The organism is Vibrio sp. 10N.261.52.C11 (genome assembly GCF_041471405.1).
GTDB lineage: Bacteria > Pseudomonadota > Gammaproteobacteria > Enterobacterales > Vibrionaceae > Vibrio > Vibrio crassostreae_C.
In genome coordinates, this window is sequence record NZ_JBFROI010000066.1 from 1 (window position 1) to 13,284 (window position 13,284).

At 41.2% G+C, this 13,284-nt stretch carries 7 protein-coding genes and 1 pseudogene; 5 read left to right on the plus strand and 3 right to left on the minus strand.

Annotated elements, in window-relative coordinates; genetic code table 11:
• Positions 1 to 318, minus strand: a pseudogene (locus AB4323_RS20490) (cysteine--tRNA ligase); the annotation flags it as partial.
• Positions 319 to 965: 647 nt separating this feature from the next.
• Between AB4323_RS20490 and AB4323_RS20495 the strand changes: the two are divergent.
• The 4 genes from AB4323_RS20495 to AB4323_RS20510 all read left to right on the plus strand — a co-directional run bounded on the left by AB4323_RS20495 (position 966) and on the right by AB4323_RS20510 (position 4,102).
• Positions 966 to 1,781, plus strand: a complete 816-nt coding sequence (locus AB4323_RS20495; protein ID WP_146161064.1) for a hypothetical protein — start codon at positions 966 to 968, stop codon at positions 1,779 to 1,781.
• A 127-nt stretch (positions 1,782 to 1,908) separates the two neighbouring features.
• Positions 1,909 to 2,340 carry a hypothetical protein gene (locus tag AB4323_RS20500; RefSeq protein WP_108123650.1) on the plus strand — a complete coding sequence of 144 codons (432 nt, stop codon included), beginning with the start codon at positions 1,909 to 1,911 and terminating at the stop codon, positions 2,338 to 2,340.
• Positions 2,341 to 2,802: 462 nt separating this feature from the next.
• The gene (locus AB4323_RS20505) at positions 2,803 to 3,438 is read left to right on the plus strand and encodes a hypothetical protein (RefSeq protein ID WP_108196063.1); all 636 of its coding nucleotides are present in this window, start codon (positions 2,803 to 2,805) and stop codon (positions 3,436 to 3,438) included.
• Positions 3,439 to 3,475: 37 nt separating this feature from the next.
• On the plus strand, positions 3,476 to 4,102 hold the full coding sequence (locus AB4323_RS20510) for a hypothetical protein (RefSeq protein WP_133153603.1): 627 nt from the start codon (positions 3,476 to 3,478) through the stop codon (positions 4,100 to 4,102).
• 292 nt (positions 4,103 to 4,394) lie between these two features.
• Here AB4323_RS20510 and AB4323_RS20515 read toward each other — a convergent pair whose 3' ends face one another.
• Entirely contained in the window at positions 4,395 to 5,123 is a 729-nt protein-coding gene (locus AB4323_RS20515; protein WP_265130221.1) for a hypothetical protein, read from the minus strand.
• 1,845 nt (positions 5,124 to 6,968) lie between these two features.
• Here AB4323_RS20515 and AB4323_RS20520 point away from each other — a divergent pair.
• Complete coding sequence (locus tag AB4323_RS20520; RefSeq protein WP_016800258.1) at positions 6,969 to 7,328, plus strand: hypothetical protein; 360 nt, start codon at positions 6,969 to 6,971, stop codon at positions 7,326 to 7,328.
• Positions 7,329 to 7,348: 20 nt separating this feature from the next.
• Here the strand turns inward: AB4323_RS20520 and traI are convergent, their stop codons facing one another.
• Positions 7,349 to 13,129 (minus strand): conjugative transfer relaxase/helicase TraI, encoded by a 5,781-nt coding sequence (gene traI / locus AB4323_RS20525; RefSeq protein ID WP_372153235.1) that lies wholly within the window; start codon positions 13,127 to 13,129, stop codon positions 7,349 to 7,351.
• Positions 13,130 to 13,284: the final 155 nt, after the last annotated feature.

The window sequence follows — 13,284 nt, forward strand, 5'->3', positions numbered from 1 at the left end:
AAAAAAAGTAGCAATATCCCAAGCTGATTTTTCTTGTTTGCGTGCACCTTTCTCCATCTTGTCTTCTCCAGTGTCACCATCTGATACTAGATGTCCGACATCGGTTATGTTCATGACATGATTAACTTGATACCCATTGATCTGTAGTACGCGTTTTAGAACGTCAACGAACAAATAGGTACGTAGATTACCGACATGTGCATAGTCATAAACGGTTGGGCCACATGCATAAAGGCCAACCTTACGGGGTTGAATCGTATAAAACGGACTCAGTGTTCTATTAAGGGTATTAAAGAGCTGGAGTGTAGGTTGGGTCATAAATCATATCCTTATAAATACAAAAAGGCCGTGGATGAAAACATCAACGGCCTAGGTAATAGTGCGATAGGTTTGCTACGTAATAGCTACACGAAAACGGCCGTAAATAAGGTATTTACAGCAACAACATAGAGTTTGAGTGGAAGTAGTTATCAGCGTCATTTTTTTAAATTAAAATAGATGATTAACAAAAGCAATACATTTATTTGATGGTTATGTTGAGCATCATCGTTGGTAGTAATGGACGTCACCCTCACTATCAAAACGGGGGCATTAAACTTAGCTACTTCCCATACTATTAGTTATCCATGAATTGCTAATTTAGCTGAAGCTGTAGCTCATTTCTGCCCAAGAGTTTCTTAGGTTGAATTTCTACCCTTGGCACATTCTAACTCGAAAGTGCCCCAAACCTTCCTAGAACCCACAAACGGAACACCTGAGCAGTGCACCAATAGACCAAGTTAATCTAATCCGTACTTTGCTCTCTTATACTGAATTTTTCGTAATTCGACCCCGCAACTATATGCTGATTCACATAACAGGTTGATACCAGTTGAGTTTCATAATGAATGGCAGCAACATAGATGGAATGCAAAGGCGGAAAAAGTCCGCCTATAAAGCGTTATAAGAATAAAGGAGGTAAGTCTGTGTCAATTTATCACTATACCGACTTAAACGCGGTTAAATCGATACTGGAAACTAAGAAGTTACGGTTAACCGATAGCCGGTATTTAAATGATATTAAGGAGTTATCAGACGGGCTAACGTTTATTTATGAAGCAATTGAAAATGGGAATTGGTCTGAAACCTCAAGAGAACAGCGTAAAAGAGCTATCGATTTCATAAAGGCTGAGATAAATGAATATTTACTTTATGGTACCGAAGAAGAGCCTATTTTTGTTTGTTCATTTAGTACCAAACCTGATCTTTTGAGTCAGTGGCGTTCTTACGGCATGTTCGCAATTGAGTTCGAGGAACTGGATCTTGAGAGCGATGGATTTAATCTACGAAAGTGTTTATATAACAAAGAAGAAAAACGAGATAGAGCTAATCTAGCAGTTAAGGAAGCAATTCTGGGGTTAGAATCATTTTTCCATACAAATGATGGTCAATTTTTCGGTGATGCATTTGACTTTGTACCCAAATTAGTTGAGCTTGCATCAATCTTCAAAGACTCCGGTTTCTCAGAGGAAAGTGAAGTTAGGCACATTGATGTTGTTGGAGAAACAGAACCAAAATTAAAATTTAGAGTAAAGGACAACATACTTGTCCCTTATATTGAAAAAGAAATTTTCTTGCCATCCATAAAGGCCATTCATGTAGGCCCTGTTCCAGACCGTAAAATGGTTATTAATTCTTTAGAGCAATACATTCGTTTTATATGGAGCCAGCACGAAAGAGAGTGGGGATGGTCTGAACACCATATAGATATTGTAGAATCGGTAATACCATACCGAGGGTAAATTCTTATAACAAAGCAATTAAGGTGATGCCTTACACTCGGCGGTTTTGTATGGACTTCAGTGCGCTTTGTTAGTTCGGTGGGGCACACCTTATTGCAGGCGTTAGCTTTACAAGGAGGATTATAGTTTGGCAAAAGAGAAAAATTCGGTAAATGTTAGTCATGAGCATGCGAAGCCAATATTGAAGCTTCTATTTAGTAAGTATGACTCTCGGCATAAGGATGATAGTGCTTTAAACAGCTATCCATTTACCCCTCACCACCTGTATCCAGAGCTTAGCGAAGAATTAGTTGAACTAATCAATACGATTAAGGACAAGCATAACTTAGCGGAGACTAACCAAACTGTTTTAGACACTGTTTTGAATGGTTTTGTCAAAAATGACCTGCTTAAGAGTGATGATTGCGTGGTTTTTAACTTTACGCCCCGTGGCTATAAATTTGCGTTGAAGTACAGCAGTACTTTCCGTTATTTGTGGAAATATCATCCAGCAACTTTATGGGCTGCACTTTCATGTATTATCGCAGGGGTGGGCGTAATCGCTACGTTGACACAGTAAGGCTAACAAACGTTTAAGGTTTCAAGATACTTTTTCTAATCTGATTGAAACCGTTTAGATCAAAGAATCTAAATGGTTTCTGTCCAAAATCGTCACAACCTGAATTTTAACGCACAGTATTTTCTAGCTCGAAAATGCCCCATTGTAGGATAGACCTTTTACTCATTCACATCCTGTTCATAGGGTTTTGCCCTACTAGAAGTTATCCATTCTTCTGATGCTGTTCGTAGTGAATCCCCGCGTTGTATTACGGAGGGTATTATCCAAGATAACTTGCCACCTTCCCCGATTATCCACAACTGTAACGCGCCAGTTTTAAGCGTTAGCAAGCAATTAAACCATTGATTCATATCACGTTATTGGTAAGCAAAAGAGTGTATAATAAAAAAATTATGCAGAAAACTGCCGTCTAGATAGCGTTATGTGTAATCAGAGTTTTGTACTTAAATAAATTGGATTTTTATGACCACTTCTAAAAGTAAATATGGTGTCTTTATCATTGAATCTCTGAGACGAGGTGATTTTTTTGATGGGGAAAATTTAAGTGAAATATTAGGGCTGTCCGATATAGAAAATATATATCGAGAAGTAAACACAATATCAGATTTTAAAAATGCAATTGTGGATTTCAAAGAATCTAATTTCAGATATCTTCATTTATCATGTCATGCTGATATGGATGGCATAGAAGTTAATGGTAAAGAAATAACTAACATAAATTTATCTGAAATATTTAAAGGAAATGTTAATAAAAAAAGGATTTTCTTATCGGCTTGTAAAGGGGGAAATCGTAACCTTGCTACAGCTGCAATTTCTGAATGTGGTGCACAATCAGTTATTGGAACACCAATAGACCTTTATTTTGATAAAGCGGCTTTATTTTGGCCAGCTTTCTACCATGTAATTAATTGTGAAGACCAAAAGAAAATGAACCAAAGTAGTCTATCTTCAACATTAAAACGATGCGTAGATTTGTTTGAAATTCCAATTAACTATTACCATTCCATAAATGGTCAATCTAAATTCTTGCGAAGATATAAATTTAGAGATGGTAAACCGATAACAAATAAGAAAATTTTACGAACAAAGGTGTTGTAGCACTTACACATACAAGCATTTAAGAGGTGGATATATTGTGAAAAAAATAATGAGTATTATAGTAATTACTGTAGTTTCAGGGTGCGCTTCAGCTAGTCCAGATAACTGGTCCTATAGCGAAAAAATGGATCACTTTGAAAACAGGGTTTTTATTGAATCACAGTATTATGATGAGACGGAAAATAGTGGGTTAACTATCTCATGTGATAAAGGTGGTGAAAATGAAATATTTGCCAAGTTCATTACGCTGAAAGATGAAGGCTATTTGTTGTTCCCTGATATTGCCATGGCGAAATTTGATTTCGTGATAGATGACTTGTTAAGTGAGAGTATTTCTGGTTTCTATACGTATGAAAGCGAAGAAAAGGTTTTTTCTGGCATGACCAACAAACTTCCAAAACGCTTACTTAACGCAATAGGTAGCCCTTCTTTATCAGAAAAGCAGCTTCACGTTCGTATGACAGTTGATGGAGTTCATATCAAGGCTTTGAAAAGAGCACTAAATAGTAATGAAGATCTAAAAACAAATGAAGATGTTCTAAAATGGGTTAGAGATAATTCAGCGACCCAGGGGATCAAGCATCATTTCGAAAAGCATGTTGAATTAAAAGGCTTCAGTAAGTACATCGAAAACTATAACGGTTGCTCAGTCTCAAGCAAATAAACATACAAACAATTTAAGAGTGATTCCCCATGCTTGGCATTTTTAGTTTGGGTCTAGTTCAGTGTTTAAGGCGTCCAAATTGAGTGTTGTGGTAAATTGAAAGCGCAGAGGCACCAAATAAAATCTTTTTCTTTGGTTCGTGTTTTCGCTAAGAGCGTTTGACGTGCTTTAAAGGCTGTTTATGATAGTAAATCCACAGATTTTACATAATAGGAATAATCGACACCGAACGTTTAGTTCTTAAATTAAATAATTAGTACGGCATCACATTTGCAATACTAATTATCACAGATTAGCAACCGCGAGGGGCACGATTGGTCAATCTTTCTCCATACGGCATGGTATGAATTTCTCTAACCTCTCCAAAGCTCACATCTATGACCAATCGTGGGTATTCATCATAAAACCAATGGTCAATTGTTCCTACTGCGCTGGGCCCTGGTGAATACCAAATGCCATTTAACTTTTTGCTGCATGGCCATGAAACGTGATAAGTCTTTTTGCGATCAGGGAATCCTAAGATTTCAATCAAGTCCCCTTGTGTCGCTTTTTTCTTGAACGGTAGCTCGACAACCTTCGAGGTTAGTACCTTCTGTTTATTATTTACCTTAACTGTAATATCTATATCTTCTGTATCAGAACTTGAAATATTCCATTTTTGTAGTGATTCTTCGTAATAAATTTTTTTATTTGAGGTTATTTCAATTTTGCGTGGTTTACCTTCGATCTCAAAGTAGCCAGCTATATCGTAATAATAACTACTATTCTCATAAAGAAATACCTCAAGCCATTTATCAGACCAATAGCTGACTTTCTCACCTTTCATCTTATATAGTGATGGAATCTTATTAAAAAGACGCACGCTAACCTTGTCGAAAACAAGAAACTTTTCAATATTAGTATCTTCATTAGGAGGATTAGTTAATGTTTCTTTCTGTTGGGGGGGATAAGTATAAGTTGATTGGCAGCCAACCAATAAAAAAACAAAACCCAAGCTATTGATTATTTTTGTTATTTTCATACTTGCTTCCATTTAGTTGGCAGGAGTCCAAGCTCTTACTTTAGAACCACAACCTTCTAGAACAATATCTTTTTCTACTAATCCTTCAGCTTTAAGTCTCAATCGAGTACTACTGTCTTTCTTACAATTCAGCTTATAAACAGGTCTTATGGTCTCCCTATCTGTCCCAATTTTAGTCAACGAACTATAAATGCTACTCATTGCTTACTTTCCTTGGCTTAATTTTACATTAATGTAACTATACTTCTCTCATTGATATGATTCAAAAAATTGGAATATCTGCCTACTTAACAATACTTTACCATGGTAGTCGTAAAGCGTTTCGGCTTTGCTGAGTAAGATTTAGGCCTTTTCCGTTACTGCGTCACGGGCATTTAACGTACTGGCACTTAATACGCACCTAAACATAAACCAATCTTTTTGCTAGTACGATTTTACTTATCGCATTAGCTCTTTACAACTAGCTTTACCATACCTTTAGTTATTCATGAATTGCTAATTTAGGGAAGTCACTGGCAAACTTTTGTCCAACTCTGAGTCAGTATGTCGTCGCGACTCATGGCGAGTGCCAATGATGTATTTTGTAACTGGAAGCAGTTAGCTTTGTCGACAAAAGCTGATAACAAAGAGAGCCAAAGCTGACTAAATTGATTAACCAATAACTTTCAATGTTTTTGGTTATAGTATGTGTAATATAAATCCCAATAATACTTGAGTTATTTTAAATGAAACAAGAAGTACATAGGTTTGAGCTATCAATAAATAGCACTATCTCTGAAGTCTATGGTCACTTTACTAAGGCAAATAGTGACCAAAGCCTCGATAGAATGTTTGAAGGTCTTCAAAAAAAACTCAGGAAAATTACCTGCTCAGCGAGAGAGAGGGAGTGTACTCTCACTAATGTGTACATTGCATACGGCAGAAGACAAGAGGACTTTGATGGTAAAGGGAAGACTTGTAAATCTTTTCCTACAAGGAGAATCGAAAGTATAATGAACACCCACTCTAACCTTTCGCCAGAAGACCTGCTAGGTGAGGCTTTACGATCTTTAGAGCATTGATCTGGAACTTTAACGCTTTCTAAATTAGCGCATGATAGCTAAGAATATGAGCAGAAAAATTAAGAGTAATTAAGCACCAGTAGGTCAAAATAATGATAGATGTAGTTTACTCTCAAGAAAATGAATCTACGAAAGAGGTCAATGTGACCTCTTTTTTGTATTGATTTTAAAAATGATTAACTCGCTTATTGTCCAGAGGCGTTCTAGCGCTAATTTCCGTTAACTGTAATCTCGTCATTTTTAGTCTGTATTTTGGGGGTTAAAGTGCCCCTGTATAAGAGTAACTTGGCGTTAATGTAAAAACAGTGTGGTCAAATCTACACCCCAACCCCTTCCAATAGGGGCGTTTTTTATCGATAATTTAGCCTCTTAGCGAAAACAAAGACTAATTGGAAAGCGTCCCCAAGATGCCCCTGTATTTTCAATTCTTCACCACACCCTACGGCGCATTGAAATCAATGCAAATGGTTGTCTGTGAAAAACATAAAGATAATAAAAACAAAAAGTTAAAGATATAATAGTCGCTTAAAGTAACGTGGAAAAATTTTCAGAAATTACACTAATTAGCCGATTAAATTTCAATGGATAAATATATTTTTTCAATGATTATTAATTGATCCCTTATAGGTAAAGCGATGAGAGCGTTTTCAAGGTCCTTTAATTGGAAATCATTGAATGTTGATTGAGCCCTTTATTGACAATGCTTGAAGGGTCTTTTATAAAATTAATTGATTGAAATTTCATTTGAATAACAATGCTTTTAATTGGGATTGAGGAGGGCAATATGACACGTTCTTATCCGCTACAAAGTTCTTTACGTGGAAAGTTAGCGCAAGATTTTAAGACGTTTAGGGATAAGGAAGCATTAAGTGATGCAGAGGCCACACGCCAACTTTTGATGTTGGCACTGCGCATCAAACTCAATGACAGTGAGGATGATAGTCCATCGAACCGTGCGTTGATGGAAGAGATTTATCGTGTCGTTCGTGGCTCATCTGCGATCACTGATGTGGTTCATGGACAAACCTTTGATGGTGAAAAATTATTCCGACAACAAAAAGAATCCAAACCCTTTAGGCAACAGGTGAAATCAGATATCGATAATAAAGTCGATGAGTTTCTGGCAGGCAAAAAAAAAGGGTAGTCCATTGGACACCCCTTTTTCTACCGCTCTAACTCTCTATCTAGTTTATTATCTTGGTCATTGTTGTTGTCACGCTCCTGATTAAAATCAAACGTTTTTTGAGGGGAGGGTTCTTTGCTGTCGAAGTGTTCAAGCTCTTTATCTTTGATTTCTTTTGTGTGTTGATTAATATCAGTGTCCGGCTCGTTGGTTAATGAATCATGGTCTTGAGTGGGTGTGTCGAATTCCTCTTTTTGTTGATGCGTTTGTTGATGGTATTGTTCAATACCCTGTTTAATTTCCTCAAGCATATCGTCAGGTGAAACAAACTGAATATTTCTCCCTGAAAAGTTGGCCATGATTTTTTCAACGTTGTTGGGATTTAAATCAGTATTTCCTTGACTCAGTACAATCACAATGTTCTGTCTGAGTTCATCGGTGGAGATATTCTGAATGTCATTCTTATGATTGACATTGATAATGTCGTATTGGCCTTGATGCGCTTGATTAATAATAAAAGCATTCTCGATTGAGGTACTGATGATGGTGGTGTGCAAATCACTGCCTTGATGGAATCGCGTTATTTGTTTGGATTTCGTGCCTAATATCCGTGGGTTGATGTCGAGTGCCGGATCTTTATTTCCTTGCCCGTCTAAATAAGTCACTTCAATCGCTTTTGTTTCTCCTTTTTTATCGTGAATGTTAGTTATCATTGCCGAGTGAAATGTCTGGTCCTCCGAGGAGTACACTGCTTGATGAAAATGAACATGGTCACTCTTAGGGTGTTCAATACCTAATTTATTGAGGTAAGTTTCGGCTAATGTGCCTGTGAGTGGCTGACTGGTTTGTATATATTCTTTCGCTCTCTCTTCAAATTGTGCCATGTGTTTTGGCGTAGTAGTCAGTAATTGTTCATGTTTAGGGTTGGCGGTGAGTTGGTATTTATTAGGATCATTAAGGATGTTGTGGGCTTCTTTCATTGCCTCCTTATAATTTATTTCCTTATGACTCATCATCAAATTGATTAATGAGCCTTTTTCACCGGTGGTATAGTCTTTAAAATACCCTCGATATTCCCCCGTTAATGACACTTTTAGAGCCGATTTACCGATACCAAAGGTTAAATAGTCACGGTCTGATTTAGATGGGTTCGGTTGTCCCAATAGGTTGATGGCTAAGCTTTCGGTGTATTTAGGGAGCGCTTGGTTGATGTGTTCTTTAAATTGGTTGTAGTCAAAATCTCCGTTTCTATTTTGATAACGTACGTCTTCATGAGGCAGAGCTTTGTCATTAAAGTAAGGGGTACTGTGTGGTGCAATGTTTTCGATGGTTTCAATGGCACTGTGTTTATTGACCTCTTTTGATAACCAGCTCTTCATCATCTGTTTTGGGTTATCGGTAAAAAGTTTGACATGAGTGCTCGCTCGGCTCAAATCGATGTAAGCGCGTCTTAAGTTCGTCAGTGCGCCTTTGCCTTTGAGAGTGGTAATGACGTACTGATACGTCGCTCCTTGCGCCATGTCCGCAGTTCTGGTGTAAGCGTAATCCCAATGCCCATCTTTGAGTTGGTTTGGATTGAGGTTTAACGTTTGCCCTTCTTTCGAAAGCGCGGTGATTTCTTCCTTGGTGGCACGGCTGATGGTGTATTCCACATTGGCTTTAATGCCTCGCGCTTTGTCGGTAAAGCGGGTCATGATTTTATCACCGGTTGAAAGCGGCTTTTCTGATTGAGCGAAGAGTGACGTGTATTTGTGGTCTTTGTTACGTGGCAAAAACGGTTTTGTCTTACCTGTATTCACATCTTGAAGTGTCACCACTCCGTGCTCCGAATCAATGTGGGTAATGATGTCGTACTCTCCTTGCTTGGTGCTTAAAATGAGCCCTTTCTGATAAGGCATCATGGTGGCTAACTCTTCTTTGCTCTCACCTGTAGAGCGCAATCGGGTGGTGATGATGTTCTCTTGGCCTATCTCTTGTGTTTTCATCAGTCCGACACGAATGTGCTCAGTGATGTGGTCACGCTCATTATTCGTGTAAGCAATGATAAGCGTGTTTTCTCGCGTTTCGGGCGTACGGGCAAGGTAGTCCTGTGCTACAGCGTAAGGCAGCTTTTCGGTGGCAATAAGCTGTGCTTTGCTTTGGTCTTTCGCACTCTCATCGAGGGTGGAGATAATATGTTGCGTGCTACCGAGTGTATCAGGGCTTTGCTGAGAGAGTTTATCGAGGGCGCTGTGTGGCTGCTTATCCACAATGTTGTGTACGGCACCAAGCAGTATTTCATTCTTCTGACGAATGATGTCGGTCATAAAAGCCGTATCGATGAGTCCTTGTCTCATGCTCAATTCAAACGGTTTACCGGCATTAAGAGAAAGCAGCTGCTCTTTATCCCCAAGTAAGGTGGCTTTGGAGCCGCTTTGTAATACAAGGTCGGTGAGCTCTTTGGCTTGTTGGTTGCTGACCATGGAGCTTTCATCGAGGAAGAACAGCGTGTTTTTGTAGTCCTCTGGTAAGGTGATGCCACGTCTTAGGTCGGTCAGTAAGCTTTCCAGCGTTTGCGCTTGTATCCCTTTGCTTTCCAGTTCGCTGACGGCGGCGTGCGTTGGTGCAATACCTATGATTTGTGAAGGTGAGTGTTTACTGGCTTGGCTAGCGTGTTGAATCAATTCAATGTTGGATTCGAGTAGGGTGGATTTACCGGTGCCCGCTAAACCTTGCACGGCCACAAAACTGTCTTTGGTCGTTGAGATAAGGGTGATGCCGTCCTTTTGCCCTTGGGTAAGGCGAGGCTGTGCATCGAGATAATCTCTGACTTGTCTGTGGGTGGCAAACGGCTTGTGTTGATTTTTCCCTTGCTCAATGTTCCGCAAGATGTGCTTTTCGGTATCGAGCGCCGCTTGGGTGGTCCAGCGTGTGCCGTCGCTGTATTCGGCAGAGAGGGTGTCACTGCGCTTGGCGAGCTCTGTTTCAATTTGATCTTTGATTATCGGTTGATTGGCCTCTTCAAAAGCGTAACGGATCGCTTCGACGACTAACTCTTTTTGTGTAAACGCCGCTTCTTTTTCAGAAAGATGACTCAGGGCAAAGTTCAACGCTTTCTCTTGCAGTGGTGAATTTTGCTCTTTGTTTAAGAGAGTGAGGGCTTGCTGGATGTCGCTTTTGACGGTGATGGCGGTGGTGTCAGTCAGGTAGCGGTCGTTGACGCTTTGAGTGTGCATCACTCGCTCGATGGCAGAAAGCTTCACTTCGCTTTTCTCAAGCGCGGCCTGGGCTTTATCGGGGTTGTCGGTAAACACATCGATGCGCGCGCTTTTCTCGGTCAGATCATGGAAGAGCGCTTTGGAGAGCGTAAAGGTTTTGCCTGAAATAAGAGTGTGCGGCCTTGGTTCGATATGACTGGCGGAATGCACATAGTCGTATTTTAGTGGTGCGTCTTTCAGGGCTTCAGCGGGGATGGTTTTCGATTCGCCTTGCGTGTCCGTTAACGTCAGGGTTTCTTTAGATAATCCTGTGACCACGTAACGTTCATTGGCGTTCAACCCAGATGGAAAGTGCTTACTGGTGGTTATGAGGCGTTCACCTTGGTTAACTTGCAACGATTCAGGTTTAAAGACCTGCATGTTGAGGGCTTTGAATCCGGTGGAAGCGGGATCGAGGGTGTATTCTTGTCCATCGGTTTTGCTGAGTACATGGACTCGATTGTTTGTCTTATCCGATGTGGAAACCACTAACTCTTGAGGTTTTCCGTCTTCCCAATGGCGAAGGGTCATGCCCGGCTTGTAGTGTTGCGCTAACTCCTGTTGGGGTTTAGACAAATAATGAGGTTGCTGAGTCAACAAGGTGATGCCGCTGCGGGCAAGTTGACCCTGGTTCTGTAGAGAGGTCCGGATCGCGTCCGTCAATCGTCGTTGTTCAACGTGAGAAGTCGCCAGCACTTGTGTGTCTTCTTTGTTTGATAAGTAGGTATAAGCTCTGGCGAGGGTGCGCGTATCACTGTCGTGCAAGGCAACCTTACTGTCTATCTGTTTGCTGTCTACCCAAGAGTGCGAGACGACGTTGCCTTTGCGGTAAAGCTCGATGGCGTTATAGGCTTTAAAACCTTGGCGACTGGACGTGTTGTTCAGCAAGATGACTTTGCTCCCCGATCCTTTAGCTTTTGCGTTTAAAGCGATCAACTCATTCGCGCTCATTTTGTGGGCGCTGTCGACGAGAAGGACATCTTTGTTGGTCATTGGTAGGTCGGAGTGCAACAAACTATGGACAGAGTGACGATGCTCTTCTTGAAACCGGTGTTTTACCCAGGCTGCGACCGTATGACTTTCACGTTGGATGGTTTGGCTATGACGGTGTTTGTCTTTGGCGTTTTGTGACACTAAGTGGACACGTTTACCGACATGGTTGCCGACGTTCAATAGGTTTTGCGCGATTTGCTCACTGTTGCCAAACACATTGACCACATGAAACTGTTTGGTGGACTGGTAAATGTCCGCCACCTTTTGGCAGTTGCCTTGAGTGAGGGTCAGTTTATCTAACGTAGCGTCATTGACGGGAGTACGCATATGGTGCGTACGCCCTTTGCTGGCCGCCATTAACGCTTGTTCGGTTTTCAGCATGGTTTGAGTGGTGTATTGACCTTTCATGGAAAGGGGGAGAAGCGCCCCGTCTTTCACCCATTGGTCTGCGACCACTTTAAGGTCGATTGCATTGGCTTGTAAGCCGCCCTTGGTAAACTCGGCCGCGGCTAATTCTATGATCTTTTGCAGTTTTAGTGCCGTGTTGTATTGCCCCAAGTGTTCAACGGCGCGACTAAACGCGTCTTTAGCGATTTGTTCAGGGTGATGCTCTTGTTGAGCGATGCCGAGGGCGTTTTTAACCAAGTCTTTGGGCTGATAGCCTTTGTTGCACACCGTTTGTTGCCAGCGAGTATTGAGCTCGGCCTCACTTTCGTAGGTTTTGGCTTTGCGAGTATCGAGTGCGGCTACATCTTTTGCCGCTTGCGTCCCCCCAAAATCTAAGGCTTGTTGGTCGAGCTGTTGTTTGCGAGTAGAAAACGTATCAAGGAGGATTTGAGGGAGGCCTTTGGCTTCAAATTGGCCGTTACCCAATCCTTGCATTTGATAACCCATTTGTTCGCTCTCTTTGGCAAGCTGACTCTGGTAAAGAGCGGTGTAGTACTTTTGGAAGTGGTAAATGCGCTCGCCTGTTCCATTGATGACGCCGCCTTTTTGTTTGAGAGAAGAGGCGAGTGTACGCAGTTGCCCTTCTTTGTCGCGCGTCATGTTTGCCGTCAAAGCGTGGGAATGGAGTTGTGGGTCGTTTTCACGACTGGTTTTATGGCGCACGACCGCAAAGGCCATGGATTCGGTATTGATGAACTCACGAGCGCCTTCGTCATTGATGTGCGTGGCTTGTGCTACGTCTTTTTCTAATTGCGAGAGCGCGAATTTGACCGCCGTGTTATGCGCATCGATTAAACGTGTGTCACCCCCGACGAGAGCAAGTACACTGACCGATTTTGGCGCAGAAAAGGTTAGGTCAAACCCCGATTTATGATCGTCGCGTTTGCCTTTGATGGTTTCATGGCCTAGGTGTCCAGATAAAACGGACTCTAACGTTTTTTGGTCAACCGGTTTACCGAGTAGGCCTGCTTCTTCGGCTAACTGACCATGCCAAAAGGTGTTTTCATTGGTACTGTTTTCTTTGAGGTAGTAGTTGTCGTTGCTGTCTTTTTCGAGAGAAATGTCAGGGGTCTCTTGGGTGTTTTCTTCGTTTAAGTAATACTTGGCGGCGCCAGAGGCGGATTTAAGAGGGCTAATGGACATCATAAGGTGTTCTCCTTTTTTTGGGGCGCAGCAAAGCCGCCACGTCAGCGGAATGCCGGTGAGTTGGGTGTGGTACGAATGGGTTAGCGGACGGCGTTGATGTGAATGAAAGGGTGGTAAAGGGTTTTTACAGGGGAGGGTAAGATTGTGTTCGGTCT